Genomic DNA, 16,342 nt, shown 5'->3' with positions numbered 1-16,342 from the left:
GCTAGTTGTCTCTTTTTATTTCAGTATAAAAAATAAGTATAGAAAACTAAACATATATAAAGAATCAAAATGAATCTTTAAAAATATGCATACTGAAATAAAAGTGTATTCACTATATAAAAAACTAGAAACATATCCTTCTCCCATCCAGACTATACTGTCGGCCCTAGAGTTTCACTAGATCCACCGTTTTCGAGTTGAAAACGGGTCACGGACTTAGAAGTTTGCACTTCATCACCGCCGGTTGGGAATTTCACCCGACCCCGAAGGATGTTGTTTGCTCAAATTATAGCACAAAAAAAATAAAAGGCTAGAAAAAAATGTTCGAATGTGAAGAATTATGTGAAAATATATGTAGGCTGGAATGGAGACAGAAGTATTAGAAATGTTGTAAGGAGAAGGGATATAACGGAGTTGATAAAAAGAAAAAACATGCACAAAAAATGTGCATGTCACATGTGAAATTATTCTGTCTCTGGTGCTCTAACAACAGATTCGAATTTCCCTTTATGCGAAGCATCGCAATAAGGCATATTTTTTGATAAACCACAACGGCATAAAGAAAATGCCGGTTTTGCTGGGAATACATTCCCTTGTGAATCGACTAATTCCACGTCCCCTGTAACGCGAAAAGAGCCATTATCATTTACTTTAATTTGTACTTTCGCCAACGTTATCCCTCCTTCCCAAACGCTTAATTTCATCATATAATCAAGGGAAGTGCTTGACAATATAAAAAGAGCACTTTGTTTGAGAAAGAAGAGAGTGTTATAATAGTTTTCATAACTGACTAGAGTAAGGTGACGAGAGATGGACAAACAATTACATACATTACGAAACATTGCAAATGAGCGCACGTGGGTATCATTTTTGAATGATAATCATCCATATAGTTTATTACATTGGTCCATTGCAGGTGTAGGACAAGAGGCAAAAGATGTTTGGTTACTTCAAGATGAAGTAACATTTCAAACGACAGAATTTCCAACGTTAGATGATGCAGTGCAATGGATTTCTGAAAATATGGAACAAGTTACAGACGTTTTAGCGCAATAAAAAAACAGGCTTATGCAAGCCTGTTTTTTGTTTCTTTTACATATGAATTTAAAAATTGATCAACGGCTGCTTCATATTCTTCTTTATTTTCGTTATAAGAGCAAGCGTGTGTGCCGTGTTCTGCAATATAAAGTTGTTTATTGTTTTCTTTTGCTTCATATAGTGCTTTCGTCATATCAGCTAAAATATAATCATCATCTTTACTATGAATAAAGAGGACGGGATTGTTAATATTTTTTATACAATCGATTGGTGAAACTTCGCGAATCGTATAACCGTCACGCACTTTTAAAAAAGCATTTGCTAAAGGTAATAAAGGCCATTTAGGTAAATGGAATTCAACCTTTAAACGGTGTTGTAATTGCCCGTAAAAATCAGAAAAAGGACAATCTGCAATATAGAAATCAGCACCATCTTCTACAAGTCCTGCGTATTGAAGAAGTGTTGCAGCTCCCATAGATTCACCGTGAATACCGAGTGTTATATTTGTTCCAAAACGAATTTTTAGCCAGTCAACGACAGATTTTAAATCATGTTTTTCATAGTATCCATAGCTTGTTGTTTTTCCGCCAGTTTTACCATGACGACGATGATCATAAATAACGACATTATACCCTCTGTTTAAAAATAACCTTGCATATTTTACAGAGTTCATTTTATTTACAGTTACGCCGTGACAAAAAATCATAAACTTATTGGAATGACCAGCAGGAATGTAATATCCGTGAAGATCATATCCGAATTGCGAAGGAATATGAATTTCTTCTTTATGAAGAGCATCAAAATCCTCTATACGAAAATGTTTTTTCGTTTCTCTTTCGAGTACTTCTTCCTCTGTTTTTTTCTTTAAGTACATCACTTTATTTGTAAAGAAAATCCCAAGGGCAGTTATCGCACCTAGTATAGTAAACAATGCTGCAAAAAAACGTTTCATACTTTACCTCATCCTCCAAATACCGTTACATGTGATACACTTACATTGTATCACAATGATAGAAAAGGGGAGAAATAGGAAATGGTGTATATACAAAAAATTACGCCAGCGATGAAAGAAACAATCCGAATGTTCATGTGTGAGAACTGGGGGAGTTCATTGATGGTTTCACGTGGTAAGGGGCATCAGTTAGAAGAGTTGCCAGGATTTGCTGCGCTCTCAGATGACAGAATAATTGGAATTATAACGTATGAAGTGACCGGAAATATGTGCCAAATTGTATCTTTAGATAGCTTTGAAGAAAGAAAAGGAATAGGGACGAAACTTGTAGATTATGTATTACAAGTTGCAGAAGAAGAATGGTGCGGGCGGGTTTGGCTTATTACAACAAATGATAATATGAATGCGTTACGTTTTTACCAAAAACGTAATTTTGTGATGACTAATTTATATGTGAATGCGGTGGAAGAGGCACGGAAAATAAAGAAAGAAATTCCACGTATCGGATATGATAACATCCCAATTTTACATGAAATCCAGTTGGAGTATCGTTTAATAAATTGATGTAACAATTTTCAGAAATATAAGTTATTAACCTTGACGAATATTGTAATTTAGGTTACCGTAAAATTGTAATCTATTACCATATTAAGGGGTGACGATGTGGCAACTATACGTGATGTTGCAAAATTGGCAGGTGTTTCAGTCGCAACCGTTTCACGAGTTATTAATGAAAAAGGATACGTTCATGAAGGCACAGTAAAACAAGTAAAGGAAGCAATTGAGGAATTACGTTATAGGCCAAATAGTACAGCAAAGCCATTGTTTAAACAGAATTCAACGATAATTGCGTTACTTGTAGATAATTTATATAACCCATCAAACATCACTTTGCTACATTGTATTGAGGAAATAGCATATAAAGAAGGATATCAAATTATTGTTTGTAATATAGAGAATAAAGATAGATATATACATATGTTGAAGGAAAATAACGTTGCAGGTGTTATTTTAACAAGATCAGTTTTTAAAAGTATTGGAGAAATTCCACTTCCGTTTGTTGTGATTGATGAAAAACAATCCGATGCAAATTATTATGAAAGTGGACAAAGAGCTGTTTCTTTATTAAAAGAGAAAGGTTGTCACTTTCTTGCTTATTTCGATGAGGGAGAAGGTAGTGAAGAAATGGAAGAGCACATATCAGGATTTTTAGACGCTACTTGGGAGGAAGGAATCTCTTATCGAGAAGTATGTGTACAAGGGTATACAAATAAACAGTTTATTACATTATTGCAAACTTACCCGTATATAGATGGAATTGTAACTTCAAGTGAAAAGGTTACTTTTGAGTTAATTCAAGCGGCGAAAAATTTAAATATCCGTATACCGGATAAGTTGAAAATTATTGGATCGAACGGGAGCATAGACAGTGAATGGATAGGCCCATCACTCATGAAAATTGAAAGTTGTGCCGAAGAAAATGGGAAAATAGCTTTGCAACAATTAAAACGGAAAATAAAAAAGTAAAAGGTGCGTATAAAACGCACCTTTTATAATGTAATAGCGGCAATAAAGCCGAATATAAGTAACGGTATATTATAATGCAGGAAAGTTGGTACACATGTATCCCATATATGATGGTGTTGACCATCAGCATTTAAACCAGATGTTGGTCCAAGTGTACTATCTGATGCTGGAGATCCTGCATCGCCTAGCGCTCCGGCTGTACCGATAATTGCAATTGTAGCCATTGGACTAAATCCAAGCTGCATGCAAAGAGGTACAAAAATTGTTGTTAAAATAGGGATGGTTGAAAAGGATGAACCAATTCCCATCGTAACGAGAAGTCCAATCACAAGCATAAGAAATGCAGCGAGCGGTTTATTATTTCCAATTATATGTGCACTCGTTTGCACAAGCGATTCAACATGTCCTGTTTTTCGAAGAACAGCGCCAAATCCAGCAGCTGCGATCATAACAAAACCAATAAAGGACATCATGCGCATTCCGCTTGTTAATATCGCATCTGCTTCTTTAAGAGGTAGACTACCACTTACTGATAAGACGATAATCCCTGCTAAAGCACCGAAAATCATTGATTCTGTTGCTAATTGAACAGTTAATGTAGCTATGATAGATAATAATCCGAAAGTAATGCTACGTTTTGTATAGGGAACGATTTCATTTGCGGTTGTATGAACTTGTTCTGTTTCATACGTACGAGGTTTCCGGTACGTAATGAATACTGCTATACATAATCCAATAATCATACCGATTGCTGGAATGGTCATTGCTTTTGGAATAAGTGCGACATCAAATGTAAGACCGCTTTGCGCAGCATTTGTTTGCAATACGTCATGATAAATTTTTCCGAACCCTGCTGGAATCCACATATAAGGAGTAATCAATCCGAATGTAATAATACATGTAACAAGTCTGCGATCCACTTTCAGCTCATTTAATACTTTTAAAAGTGCTGGAATTAAGATGGGGATGAAAGCGATATGAACAGGAATCACATTTTGTGAGAAACAAGCCATCGTTAAAATGATAAATAAAATAAGTATTTTAGAATAAACTTGTTTTTTCGTGTCTTGTTCATTGCCAATCCATTTTAATGCGGTGTGAATCATGGCATCTGGAAGTCCTGTTTTGGAAAGAGAAATAGCGAAACCACCAAGCATTGCATAACTTAAAGCAATAGGAGCACTGTTTCCAAGACCAGTTGTAAAAGTGTTAATAGTTTCTGAAATACCAAGTCCGCCGATAATTCCGCCTGTTAAAGCTCCAACAATGATGGCGACAATGACCTGGACACGTAACAAACTAAGCAATAGCATAACTGCTACTGCGACGAGTACAGCATTCATAATAAATGTAATCTCCCCAAAATTTTATTGTGTTAAGGCAAGTAAATATGAAGCACCTTGCTATATTTATACATAGTTGCGACATATTATTATAAATTGTTTTCTATGAAATGTAAAAGAGCCTTTTATTACTAATGCTGAAAAGCTAGCTCTTGTTTAATTGATTGTAAAGATTGAGCGAATAATTCTGGTTCTTCTAAATCGGGAGAATGTGCTGAATTCGGGAACCAAATCATCTTTTTTATAGGCGCTTCTATTACATCACAATATTCCTGAACGAGTGCATAAGGAGTTTGATAATCATAGCGACCAGAACAAAAATAAACCGGAATAGATAAACTTGAAATAGAAGAAAAGAAATCGATTGTTAGCATTTCTTCCCATAAAACGCCAGATTTTAAATTTCCTGCGAGAAACTTGAACCAATCTAATAGCGTATATTCGGGAGAAAAGAAGCCTTTTCGTATGAAAGAAAAGGAAGATCCGTTTTGTATTGCTCCTCCGAATGTGCCAAGCCACTTTCTTTGAATAATGAGACGTCTCGTATCTAAAAATGGTGGTTTTCCTAATTTTAAAAGAGACGCTAACGCTTTTTTATGATCATGTCTTTTGGCAGAAAGAATTAAATGCTGATATAGCAATTCTTCGTTTTGTTTCATATGTACAATTTGTCCAATACCGATGTAAGCCTCGATATATTGTGGATATTGATGTGCTATGTTAAGCCCAATAATGCTTCCCCAAGAATGACCAGCGAGAAATAGTTTCTGTTTATTGAACTTTTTAAGTACATATTGAATCACTTCTTTTGCATCGGACACGAATTGTTCGATTGTAAAATTTGCTCCGAAATCTTTCAGTGAAAAGGATTTACCGGCCCCGCGCTGATCCCAATTAATTACGATGAAGTGTTTTTCCAATTCTTTTTGAAAATGCCGAATAAATCCAATTTGTGCCATTCCCGGTCCACCATGACAGCATAATAAAATTGGCTGCTCTACGTTTTGCCCGCGCATAAGGAGAGTTTGTTTTCGATTATGAATCGTAACGCTTTCCATCGTAGCAATACTATTAGGAATGATTTGTTTATTTTCATTATAAAACTGTGGGGTATAGCTACGAAAAAGCATATTGAAAACCTCCTTTTCTGAAATCGTATGAATCGCACAGGCTATTCGTTTTGCATATACTGTTAGAAAATCATTGTAACATACCATACTAGTGTCATTTCAACACGGGAGGAGGGAAATTGTGACGATTGGAGAAATTATAGATTGTTTAAATAGACGTGAATCCATCGCTATTATAGCAAAACGTCTTGAAATAAGCCCGTATACATTATCAAAGAAATTAAGATTGATTGGATACGAATATGATGGAGAACAGAAGAAACGTATTTTTGTAGGGGATGGAGAAGAACCTCGTCACTTACAACTCCAAGAAGCGACAGCCCTTCAATATGCGACAACAGATTATCAATTATTAATTTATGAGCAATTACAAAGTATTTATGAGTTATTAAGAAAGAGAGAAGAAGTAATTGCGCCAATTATGAGTATAAGTACAGAAAAAAAGAAACGTACCTTTTCTATTAATAAAGAAATATTAGTAAAATTAGATGCTATATCAGAATCGAAAGGAATTCAAAAATCTAAACTTGTAGAAGAGGCGTTACAACAATTTTTACAACAATATGATTTTAACAAAACATCCCATTTTGATAACTAAAGAAAAGGATACTAAGTTCATTGTAAGAACGAGTATCCTTTTTAGGTTTTACTAATATTGTGAATCAAGTATAAGTGCGTATCCTTTATAATAAAAATTTGGATCGCATATTAAGGAAATACTTAATTTACCTTTTGAATTCTTCCATCAATAACTGGCTGAATTGGTTCTTTTAATTGTTTTACGTAATCGACTAGCGCTTCAAAGTCGTTTGGACCAGTTTCTGCATTTTTTCCATTTTTAAATGATACGAATCCATCACCGCCAGAAGCTAAGAAAGCATTTGCAACTACGCTATACGTTTGAGAGGGAGATAATTCTTCTCCGTTTGTCAAACGTATATTTGTAACTTTTTCACCATTTGGTTTATGGGAATCCCACGTATATTGAATACCTGAAATTTGAAGCATGCGCGTCGTACCTTTTTGCCACTGCTGATTTAAAATATCGCGAATATCTTGGCCTGTTAAATCTACTTTAATTAATTGGTTTCCGAAAGGTTGAATTCCGTATAATTCGCCCCATGTAATATCGCCAGCATCTAAGTCATTACGAATACCACCAGGATTCATAAGTGCGATTTGAGCTTGCATCGTTTGACGCTGTGCATCGGCAATTACATTCCCAAGAGTAGATTCACCAGCATCATTTTGTTTACGGTCAACAGCTGCTGTAGATTTTCCTACCACTTCATTTACAAGTGGTGCGATTTTTTCTTTATATTGATCTATTTTTTGTTTTACTTGTTTATCAGGTTCTACACCTTCATGATATGTTGTAATCACTTCAGCTTTTTTCTTTACAATATCTTTTGTTTTACGATCAATTGTTACATCTACGTCTGAGAAAGCTGTTCCATAAGAGTTCGCTTGGACGATTAGTTTATTATTTACAGTACCATTTACATACGTGTGACTATGTCCACCGAAAATAACATCAACTTCCGAGTCTGTTTCATTTGCAATGCGAGTAAGGTCTCCATTTGTCACGCCAGACTCATCAGTTGTTCCGCCGACATGGGCAAGGACGACGATGGATTTAATACCGAGACGCTTTAATTGTTGCGCTGATTTATTAATTGCTTCTACTTCGTCAGTGATCTGTACATTTTTAAGCATAGTAGGCATCACGACATTTGGCGTATCAGTTGTAACAACGCCAATGAATCCTACAGGAACACCATCTACCATTTTTACAGTAAATGGTGGTAAAAATAAGCGACCAGTTGATTTGTTATAGAAGTTAGCGGCGACATAAGGGAAGTTAGCACCTTTGAAATTCCCTGTTTTCTCGTGATATCCACCGTAAATGAGGCGTTTCATTTCATCGATACCTTCATCAAATTCATGGTTTCCGATTGTACCAACATCGAATTTTAAGTCATTTAAAAATTCAATCGTTGGTTCATCTTGTAACAACGCTGAAACTGGTGGACTAGCCCCGACAATATCGCCAGCATGTACAAGAAGTGTATTCGGGTTTTGCTTTTTACGTTCTTTTAAATAAGTAGCTAAGTAATCAGCGCCACCAGCTTCTTTGTTATTAATTTTTTTAACCGTATCTAGTTGTCCATGGAAATCATTAATACCAAGCATTTGTACGTCTACGTAACGGTTTTGTTCAGCTGGAGTCTGGGATGGAGGAGCGGCAAATACGCTTGAAAAAGTTATGGTGCTTAAAACGGCAACAGCAGGAATGATTTTTTTCCACATAATTCATTTCTCCTTTTTTTATAATCTGACATCATACGACATAATTTTAATAGATTCATAGGATTATATCTATATAAAAATTTAGTTTTTTCGAAAAATTAACACATTTACAGAAGGTGAATAATAGAGTAAAGAACCTTTTTTATTGTCGAGTTCATTGTGTATCTACTATAATGGAGAAAAAAGTAAAAGGTGAGTAGCATGAAGAAAAAGAAACAAAGACAAATGCAAAGACAATCGCAAGTGAATAAACCAGAGAAAGAGTCGCTTACATTAGGCGATCAATTAAATGATTCACTCATGCAGCAATTAAAGAATAAGAAGAAAGAATTGCAAGTGAGAGAAGAGAAAAAAGAGGCAGCTGAACTGGAAAGAAAGCGCCAAGAACAAAAAGAACGTGAAAAGAATAAATCATTTGAAGAACTGTTAAGTGAAAGTAGCCTTACTTGGAAAGACTTTAAATAATATAAAAAAATGATCAGTGTATATCGCTGATCATTTTTTTGACGAGCTTGTAAGAAAAGGGGAGTGTAAAATGAGAAAAATTGTAGTGGTTCCGCATGAAAATCATTGGAACGAAAAATTTCAAATAGAGGCCGAACGATTAAAATCGGCGATGCCCGAAATGGTGAAAGTCCATCATATTGGAAGTACGTCAGTGCCAGGACTGGCAGCTAAACCAATTATAGATATGATTATGGAAGTAGAGAGTATCGACAGAGTAGATCGTTGGAATGAACGTTTTATAGAGCTTGGTTATATCGTAAAAGGGGAAAATGGTATTTCAAGACGTCGTTATTTTATTCATGGAACGGAGGAAAAACGCTCGTATCATTTACACGTGTTTGAAAAAGGAAACCCTGAGATAGTAAGGCATTTAGCGTTTCGTGATTATATAATGGCTCATTGTGAAGAAGCAGAGGCATATGCAACCTTAAAGAAAGAATTAGCCGAAAAATATACATATGATGGCACGTTATATTCGGAAGGGAAAACTGAATTTGTACGTAGTGTTGATGAAAAAGCGAAAGAATGGAGAGAAGGCAATATGAATAATTGAGTTTACGTTTTAGTGTATAAAATTATTATGTAAACTGTACATATGTTTTGACTTTTTGGCTGAATCTTGTTGAAATAAAGTGGTGGCTTATAAAACATGTAAGAATGAAAGGGAGACGACTGTGCACATTCCAACAACTACACTTCATAATGGCGTAAAAATGCCGATGATTGGTCTAGGCGTTTATAAAGCGAAAGAAGGCGATGAAGTAAAACAAGCAGTAAAAACAGCGTTAGAAGTTGGATACCGTTCGATTGATACAGCAACTGTATATGAAAATGAAAGCGGTGTCGGAGAAGCGGTTCGTGAATCAGGGATTCCGAGAGAAGACATATTTATTACAACAAAAGTTTGGAACGACGATCAAGGATACGAGGAAACGCTTGAGGCGTTTGAGAAAAGCTTAAAGAAATTGCAAATGGACTATGTAGATTTATATTTAATACATTGGCCAATAAGAGGAAAGTATGTCGATACGTACCGAGCGTTAGAAAAACTGTATGAAGAAGGTAAAGTGCGCGCGATTGGTGTTTCTAATTTTCATAAACATCATTTAGAGCTATTATTACCAAATTGTAAGGTGAAACCGATGGTAAACCAAGTAGAACTTCATCCGATGTTAGCACAATTTGAATTGCGTAATTTCTGCCAAGGTGAGCAAATTCAAATGGAAGCATGGAGTCCATTAATGAGAGGCGGGGAAGTATTCGAGCACCCGATTATTCAGGCCATTGCTACCAAATATGATAAAACACCTGCGCAAGTTATATTAAGATGGGATATTCAAAGCGAGGTAGTGACGATTCCTAAATCTGTTACACCATCCCGTATTAAAGAGAATTTTACTATCTTTGATTTTTCACTAACGGAAGAAGAGATGACTCAAATTAATACGTTAAATCGTAATTTACATGTAGGAACGAATCCTGATAAATATGATACGCTATAAAAAGACGCTACCAGTATGGTAGCGTCTTTTTAACGGTGTAAAGTGTAAGTATCACATTTAGCAATTTGCTGAAGTTGTATATATTCTGCTGTTGTTAACTCTGTTTGTTTACTAGCTTGTACATTTTCCTGCAATTGTTGAATAGAGCTTGCACCAGGTATAACAGCTGCAACAGTTTCGTTATGTAAGCAATATTGAATAGCTGTTCCTGTTAAAGAGCTTTCTCGGATTATTTCTTTTACACTCGCGAGTGTCGCATATAATTCATCGTAAGAATAAGAAAGGTAATCTTTTTCTTTTACCCTTTCTATCTTTCTTGCATTATTGTCAGTTAAAATTCCTTTTGCAAGTGGTCCGCGAGCAATAATGCTAATTTGATGCTCACTGAAAAGTGGGAACCATTCTTCAGGGCGACGATTTAAAAGGCTATATTCCATTAGCACACTAACGATATTTGAACGTTTTGCATACTCACGGATGACATTTGGACGTATAGAAGAAATACCGTAATGGCGAATGATACCTTCTTTTTTTAATTCTTCAAAGGCTTCAATTGTTTCATCTATTGGATCTTCAGTGGTCCCGCCGTGAAGTTGATAAAGATCAATATAATCAGTTTGAAGTCTACGTAAACTTTCTTTCACTTCAGCCTTTATGTAATCTTTAGAAGGATCCCAAGACCAGCCGTTTTTTTCTTCTGTCCACCGATTTCCAACTTTCGTTGTAAGAACAATTTGATCTCGTTTTCCTTTTAAGGCTTTTCCAACAAATTCTTCGTTTAATCCGTAATCATATAAATCCGCTGTATCAAAAAAATTGATTCCTAAATCGATTGCTTCATCGATAATACGCATAGCTTCTGTTTCAGATGTACCGAGAGACATACAACCAAGGCCCATTTCTGTAACAAACAAATCTGAGTTTCCTAATTGACGTTTTTTCATAAGTCAACCTCCTTACTCTTATTGTACGAAAGGAAAAAGAGGTTGACAAACGTTTACTTTTTATTAGCTGTAATCCACTCTTGTACAGTTGTATACTCTTTGCCATATTGTTTTAGTTTATGGCGAATTTGCCATGCTTTTCCGACTAAAGTGACGCGATTTGGTAAAATATAAACTTTCATTTCTATCACGCTCCTTTCAATGTGGTAAAATGTATGAGGAAAGAATAGGAAATAGAACAGGGAGATGAAGTAGTATGAGTAATCTTGCAGAGAGAACAGTAAAAACTGAACCAATTTTTGATGGTAGAGTTATAAAAGTTCGTGTTGATGATGTAGTATTACCAAATGGAGCGATGAGTAAACGTGAAATTGTAAATCACCCTGGTGCAGTTGCTGTTATTGCTATTACTGATGAGGGGAAAATTGTGCTTGTTGAGCAGTATCGTAAAGCGCTTGAAAAGGCGATTATAGAAATTCCGGCCGGCAAATTAGAACCTGGTGAAAAACCTGAGGTGACAGCAGTTCGTGAATTAGAAGAGGAAACAGGATATGTATGTGAAAATATGGAGCTTATTACTTCTTTCTATACATCTCCAGGATTTGCAGATGAAATTTTATATGTATATAAAGCGACAGGTTTGACGAAAAAAGAAAATAAAGCCGAGTTAGATGAAGATGAATTTGTGGAATTAATGGAAGTATCGTTAGAAGAAGCGATTACTCTTATGAAAGATCTTCGTATTCATGATGCGAAGACGATGTTTGCAGTACAATATTTACAACTACAAAAATAAACACTCGCCAAAGGCGAGTGTTTTTTAATTGATTTTTGCGTATACGCGTGCATCACGTAAGCTACCATCTGGTGCTATGAAATCATTTTCCATTGTACCTTCTAGGATAAATTCTAAACGTTCTGCTAGGTTACATGCATTTGCATTTGTTGCATCAGTACGAATTTCAATTCTTCTAGCACTTAGCTTATCAAAGGCAAATTGAATGGCACCTTTAATGGCTTCAGTCATATAGCCTTGTTTTGTATAAGCGCTATGCAGCCAGAAGTGAAGTGAAAACTTTGGAATATCCCAGTTTTCAGGCTTGAGCGTTATAGCTCCGATGAATGTACCAGATACTTTATCGTATAAGTGAAAATCAAGTGTTTCACGAAGTAAAAACTGTCCGTGAGCGTTACGAACGATTTCTTCAGCACTTTCTTCTGTTTCAGCGTTAATTGGCATCCACGGTACTAAGTCTTCTAGAGAAGCTTGGATTGCTTCATACACTTCTGCACCATCACCTGGAAATGGCTTACGAACTTGTAAGCGTTCAGTTTGAAATAATGTTGGAAAATCTAATAATAATGGTTTCAAGAGAAATCCCTCCTATTCTCTACTTTTTAGTTTAGCAAAGTAGAGCGGAATTTCAATGTTAATTCGTCATACTTTTTTCTTTCTTTCATACATTTTTAGTAAGAGTGTGAACGGAGGGAAGAAAAATGTGGCGAAAAACTTGGCAAGACCGTGTAATGTCTCACATACAGGAAAACTCTTCATTATATATATTTAACGCTGTTTTATTATTGATGGGAGTAATATTTGGGGCCATTCTTGTAAATAGTTTACAATTAAATCAAAAACAAGATTTATCATTTTATTTACAACGTTTTTTTGGACAAGTTTCTAAAGGAGAATTTGCTATTGCAGGCGAAATGTTTCGAGAAAGTTACTTTTCGCAATTAAAATACATTGGGTTTATTTGGATTTTGGGAATTTCAATTATTGGATTGCCACTTATTTTTATTTTATTATTTGTAAAAGGAGTAGTTGTCGGATTTACAGTAGGTTTTTTAGTCAGTCAGCATGGATGGAATGGATTATTATTAGCATTCGTTTCTGTATTGCCACAAAATCTCATTATTATTCCAGTATTTCTCGTTATGACAACAATTGCCGCAAGCTTTTCCTTGCGCATGATTAGGCATCAATTTATCCGGAAAATAACCGAGCCGCTATTACCATTATTAATTCGTTATACATGCTTCTTTCTTGTAATCGGAGCGGTGTTAGCTCTTGCTTCTAGTGTAGAAGCTTATGCATCACCAATTTTAATGAAAGAAGTCGTTGAGGCTATTAATAAACAATAAATACTTTTTGAGAATAATTATCAATTTGTTTTTATTGTTTTTCTTTTGACAGAAGCCCTTCTTCTGATATAATGGTGTAAGAGTGGCGAGGAGGGAGTAGTACCGAATGGAAGAAAGAATTGAACGAATTAAGAAGCAATTACATGCAGCGAGCTACAAATTAACACCGCAACGTGAAGCAACAGTTCGTGTGCTGCTAGAAAATGAAGAAGATCATTTAAGCGCAGAAGATGTTTACCTCCTTGTAAAAGAAAAGTCGCCAGAGATCGGATTAGCAACCGTCTATCGAACTTTAGAACTATTATCTGAGTTAAAAGTTGTCGATAAGATCAACTTCGGAGACGGTGTTTCACGCTATGACTTACGCCAAGAAGGTGCGCAGCGTTTTCACCATCATTTGATTTGTACACAATGTGGTGCTGTACAAGAAATACAAGAAGATTTACTTGGTGAAGTGGAAAGGAAAGTAGAACGTGACTGGAGCTTTAAGGTGAAAGATCATCGTTTAACATTCCATGGGATTTGTAAAAATTGTCAAGAAAATGAAACGGATGAAAAATAACCTTTTCCTATTTATCTAGGAAGAGGTTTTTTATTTGAATAAGGTATAAATTGGTGAAAGCTTGGCATATGTTGTAATAACTTATACTTTGGAGGAATTTACAATGCGCCGAGCTTTAAAATTAACTTTTGATGGGATAAAAGTATTTTTATTATTTACAAGTTGTACGATTTTGTTTTATTTCGCTATACTATGGATAAATGAAGAATATGAAAGCTATCATCGTTATGAAAAACCAAAAGAAGAGACTGTAGAAAAAGTATCAGGGAATGAAGAGCCGGCAAAAGATGCTTTCGTAAATAGAATGATGTTTTTCTATGAAAATGGGGAGTAGTGTAGATTGGAAGATCAATTAAAAGATTTTATTCATTATATGGTTGTCGAAAAAGGGCTAGCGAAAAATACAGTAGTATCTTATGAACGTGATTTAAAAAGTTATGTAAAGTATTTGCAAAATGTAGAACAAGCGAAAAGCTTTCATGAAGTAACACGCTTGCATATTGTTAATTTTCTGCAGCACTTAAAAGAAAACGGAAAATCTTCGAAAACATTAGCACGTCATATTGCATCGATTCGTTCTTTTCACCAGTTTTTACTTCGTGAACGAGCGGTAGAACACGATCCATCCGTACATATTGAAACGCCGCAAGGAGAACGGAAATTACCGAAAGTATTATCAATCGATGAAGTAGAGGCGTTACTTCAGACACCAAAAATGACAAGTGCTTTTGGGGTTCGTGACAAAGCGATGCTAGAGTTACTGTATGCAACGGGACTTCGTGTTTCTGAGTTAATTGCCTTAAATTTAGAAGATGTACATTTAACGATGGGATTTGTTCGTTGTATAGGGAAAGGGAATAAAGAAAGAATTATTCCACTAGGAAGTTTAGCGACGGAAGCGATTCAAAAGTATATTGAAAAGGGAAGAAGAGAATTGATGGGTAAAAAAGTAGTAGATGCACTCTTTTTAAACCATCACGGGAATCGATTATCAAGACAAGGTTTTTGGAAAATTTTAAAACGATTGGCGAAAGAAGCAAATATTGAAAAAGAGCTTACACCTCATACGTTGCGCCATTCTTTTGCTACGCATTTATTAGAAAATGGAGCAGACTTGCGTGCTGTGCAAGAAATGCTAGGACATGCAGATATTTCAACGACGCAAATTTATACGCATGTTTCAAAAGCTAGATTAAAAGATGTATATAAACAATTTCATCCGAGAGCATAGTCACTATGCTCTTTTTTTCATAGATTCAAAAGGCTATAGTACTTCACAAAAACTTCACAAACATTTCGTACATTGTTTTCAGCAGAAGACTAGAATATTACAATGTATTTCCTCTATACTAAATAAGGTATGAAGGAGGAAATGATGATGAAAAAACTTATTATGACTTTATTTATCGCGATGCTAGCATTGGCTGGCTGTAATACAAACAAAGAAGAACCGAAAAAAGAACAGAAACTAGAAGCTGTAAAAGTAGCAGTGCAAACAAATCCGAAAGAAATTAAACTTGGTGAAAAAACAGAAGTGCAAGCACTTGTTACGCAAGGAAAAGAAAAAGTAACAGATGCTGATGATGTAAAGTTTGAAATTTGGAAAGCTGGCGACGAAAAGCACGAAATGTTAGATGGTAAGCATAAAGGTAAAGGTGTTTATGCTGTAGAGAAAACGTTCGAGACGGATGGAGTGTACCATATTATTGCTCACACAAATGCGCGTGAAATGCATGTTATGCCAGAAGTAAAAGTGGCTGTAGGAAATGCGAAAGTAGAAGATGCGAAAAAAGAAAATAGTGATCACGGTGCAGGGCATGGCGATCATAAAAGCGATACAATGATCCACCTTATGGCTGGTGACATAAAAGCAAACGCTGAATCAACAATGAAAGTTCATTTGAAACAAAAAGAAGAAGCGTTAACTGGTGCTGAAGTACAACTTGAGATTTGGAAAGATGGTGTTGAAAAACACGAATTTATTCCAGCGAAAGAAGGAAATAAAGGAGAGTATGAAACGAAACATACTTTCAAAGAAAACGGTTCTTACAAAGTGAAAGTTCATGTTAAAAAAGGTGATCTGCATGAACATAAAGAGGAAACAGTAGAAGTAAAATAAAAAGTAGCTCTTTAGAGCTGCTTTTTATTTTTATCCCGCTATTTGTTAGCTAATTATTTTTTTATATTTATACGAATAAATAAATAATGAAATAATTAGCACTTCTTTGCATAATGGATTACAATAGAAGTGTGAAGAAAATGAGAAATTCTACGAAAATGTATTAAAAAGAAAGCGTAAACATGTTATGATATCAGTATCAGATGTCTGACATCTGACTTAGAAAAAACTAGAAATGTTTTTGAGTCGTTTCAAAGTAAACG

The 16,342-nt window shown here is 35.3% G+C and carries 21 protein-coding genes and 1 riboswitch; of the genes, 13 read left to right on the top strand and 8 right to left on the bottom strand.

Annotated features, from left to right (window positions below):
* Positions 1–131: 131 nt before the first annotated feature.
* Positions 132–275, bottom strand: a riboswitch (FMN riboswitch).
* Between the two features lie 189 nt (positions 276–464).
* Positions 465–707, bottom strand: a complete 243-nt coding sequence (locus tag ACTFOB_RS21315) for a CDGSH iron-sulfur domain-containing protein (protein WP_151633857.1) — start codon at positions 705–707, stop codon at positions 465–467.
* Between the two features lie 103 nt (positions 708–810).
* Between ACTFOB_RS21315 and ACTFOB_RS21310 the strand changes: the two genes are divergently transcribed.
* On the top strand, positions 811–1,056 hold the full coding sequence (locus tag ACTFOB_RS21310) for a DUF2552 family protein (RefSeq protein ID WP_440028771.1): 246 nt from the start codon (positions 811–813) through the stop codon (positions 1,054–1,056).
* Positions 1,057–1,066: 10 nt separating this feature from the next.
* On the opposite strand, the gene ACTFOB_RS21305 is transcribed toward ACTFOB_RS21310, so the two are convergent.
* Positions 1,067–1,990 (bottom strand): alpha/beta hydrolase, encoded by a 924-nt coding sequence (locus ACTFOB_RS21305; RefSeq protein ID WP_440028769.1) that lies wholly within the window; start codon positions 1,988–1,990, stop codon positions 1,067–1,069.
* A gap of 81 nt (positions 1,991–2,071) precedes the next feature.
* Between ACTFOB_RS21305 and ACTFOB_RS21300 the strand changes: the two genes are divergently transcribed.
* A complete protein-coding gene (locus ACTFOB_RS21300) occupies positions 2,072–2,554 on the top strand; it encodes a GNAT family N-acetyltransferase (protein WP_440028767.1) in 483 nt (160 codons plus the stop codon).
* Between the two features lie 99 nt (positions 2,555–2,653).
* Positions 2,654–3,517, top strand: coding sequence for a LacI family DNA-binding transcriptional regulator (locus ACTFOB_RS21295; protein WP_440028765.1), 864 nt, complete (start codon positions 2,654–2,656; stop codon positions 3,515–3,517).
* A gap of 23 nt (positions 3,518–3,540) precedes the next feature.
* Here ACTFOB_RS21295 and ACTFOB_RS21290 read toward each other — a convergent pair whose 3' ends face one another.
* Complete coding sequence (locus ACTFOB_RS21290) at positions 3,541–4,860, bottom strand: Na+/H+ antiporter family protein (protein ID WP_151632980.1); 1,320 nt, start codon at positions 4,858–4,860, stop codon at positions 3,541–3,543.
* A gap of 131 nt (positions 4,861–4,991) precedes the next feature.
* Complete coding sequence (locus ACTFOB_RS21285; RefSeq protein WP_151632978.1) at positions 4,992–5,990, bottom strand: alpha/beta fold hydrolase; 999 nt, start codon at positions 5,988–5,990, stop codon at positions 4,992–4,994.
* A 121-nt stretch (positions 5,991–6,111) separates the two neighbouring features.
* Here ACTFOB_RS21285 and ACTFOB_RS21280 point away from each other — a divergent pair, with 121 nt between their 5' ends.
* Complete coding sequence (locus tag ACTFOB_RS21280; RefSeq protein ID WP_440028763.1) at positions 6,112–6,588, top strand: ribbon-helix-helix domain-containing protein; 477 nt, start codon at positions 6,112–6,114, stop codon at positions 6,586–6,588.
* Positions 6,589–6,710: 122 nt separating this feature from the next.
* Here the strand turns inward: ACTFOB_RS21280 and ACTFOB_RS21275 are convergent, their stop codons facing one another.
* On the bottom strand, positions 6,711–8,300 hold the full coding sequence (locus ACTFOB_RS21275) for a bifunctional metallophosphatase/5'-nucleotidase (protein WP_440028761.1): 1,590 nt from the start codon (positions 8,298–8,300) through the stop codon (positions 6,711–6,713).
* 201 nt (positions 8,301–8,501) lie between these two features.
* On the opposite strand from ACTFOB_RS21275, the gene ACTFOB_RS21270 reads away from it, so the two are divergent.
* From ACTFOB_RS21270 to ACTFOB_RS21260, 3 genes are all read left to right on the top strand, one after another.
* Entirely contained in the window at positions 8,502–8,765 is a 264-nt protein-coding gene (locus ACTFOB_RS21270; protein WP_000727552.1) for a YqkE family protein, read from the top strand.
* Positions 8,766–8,835: 70 nt separating this feature from the next.
* Positions 8,836–9,360 carry a GrpB family protein gene (locus ACTFOB_RS21265; RefSeq protein ID WP_440028758.1) on the top strand — a complete coding sequence of 175 codons (525 nt, stop codon included), beginning with the start codon at positions 8,836–8,838 and terminating at the stop codon, positions 9,358–9,360.
* Positions 9,361–9,481: 121 nt separating this feature from the next.
* A complete protein-coding gene (locus ACTFOB_RS21260) occupies positions 9,482–10,309 on the top strand; it encodes an aldo/keto reductase (protein WP_440028755.1) in 828 nt (275 codons plus the stop codon).
* Positions 10,310–10,338: 29 nt separating this feature from the next.
* On the opposite strand, the gene lolS is transcribed toward ACTFOB_RS21260, so the two are convergent.
* A complete protein-coding gene (gene lolS / locus ACTFOB_RS21255; protein WP_440028753.1) occupies positions 10,339–11,253 on the bottom strand; it encodes an aldo/keto reductase in 915 nt (304 codons plus the stop codon).
* 53 nt (positions 11,254–11,306) lie between these two features.
* The gene (gene mciZ, locus ACTFOB_RS21250; RefSeq protein WP_000870295.1) at positions 11,307–11,435 is read right to left on the bottom strand and encodes a Z-ring formation inhibitor MciZ; all 129 of its coding nucleotides are present in this window, start codon (positions 11,433–11,435) and stop codon (positions 11,307–11,309) included.
* A 74-nt stretch (positions 11,436–11,509) separates the two neighbouring features.
* On the opposite strand from mciZ, the gene ACTFOB_RS21245 reads away from it, so the two are divergent.
* A complete protein-coding gene (locus tag ACTFOB_RS21245; RefSeq protein WP_151632965.1) occupies positions 11,510–12,049 on the top strand; it encodes an NUDIX hydrolase in 540 nt (179 codons plus the stop codon).
* 24 nt (positions 12,050–12,073) lie between these two features.
* Here the strand turns inward: ACTFOB_RS21245 and ACTFOB_RS21240 are convergent, their stop codons facing one another.
* The gene (locus ACTFOB_RS21240; RefSeq protein ID WP_000803489.1) at positions 12,074–12,625 is read right to left on the bottom strand and encodes a GNAT family N-acetyltransferase; all 552 of its coding nucleotides are present in this window, start codon (positions 12,623–12,625) and stop codon (positions 12,074–12,076) included.
* 155 nt (positions 12,626–12,780) lie between these two features.
* On the opposite strand from ACTFOB_RS21240, the gene spoIIM reads away from it, so the two are divergent.
* The 5 genes from spoIIM to ACTFOB_RS21215 all read left to right on the top strand — a co-directional run bounded on the left by spoIIM (position 12,781) and on the right by ACTFOB_RS21215 (position 16,079).
* Complete coding sequence (gene spoIIM / locus ACTFOB_RS21235) at positions 12,781–13,398, top strand: stage II sporulation protein M (protein WP_225990154.1); 618 nt, start codon at positions 12,781–12,783, stop codon at positions 13,396–13,398.
* Positions 13,399–13,504: 106 nt separating this feature from the next.
* Positions 13,505–13,960: a ferric iron uptake transcriptional regulator gene (gene fur, locus ACTFOB_RS21230; protein WP_000392657.1), complete on the top strand. Its 456-nt coding sequence runs from the start codon at positions 13,505–13,507 to the stop codon at positions 13,958–13,960.
* Positions 13,961–14,063: 103 nt separating this feature from the next.
* Complete coding sequence (locus tag ACTFOB_RS21225; RefSeq protein WP_001250432.1) at positions 14,064–14,294, top strand: YqzK family protein; 231 nt, start codon at positions 14,064–14,066, stop codon at positions 14,292–14,294.
* Positions 14,295–14,300: 6 nt separating this feature from the next.
* Positions 14,301–15,191, top strand: a complete 891-nt coding sequence (gene xerD / locus ACTFOB_RS21220) for a site-specific tyrosine recombinase XerD (RefSeq protein ID WP_000390083.1) — start codon at positions 14,301–14,303, stop codon at positions 15,189–15,191.
* A gap of 144 nt (positions 15,192–15,335) precedes the next feature.
* Positions 15,336–16,079, top strand: a complete 744-nt coding sequence (locus ACTFOB_RS21215) for a FixH family protein (protein ID WP_440028749.1) — start codon at positions 15,336–15,338, stop codon at positions 16,077–16,079.
* Positions 16,080–16,342 lie beyond the last annotated feature (263 nt).

The organism is Bacillus cereus group sp. MYBK79-1 (assembly GCF_051915365.1).
In the GTDB taxonomy this organism is placed as follows: domain Bacteria; phylum Bacillota; class Bacilli; order Bacillales; family Bacillaceae_G; genus Bacillus_A.
Note: the sequence above shows the minus strand (reverse complement) of the source record. Positions and strands in the feature narration are given on the sequence as shown.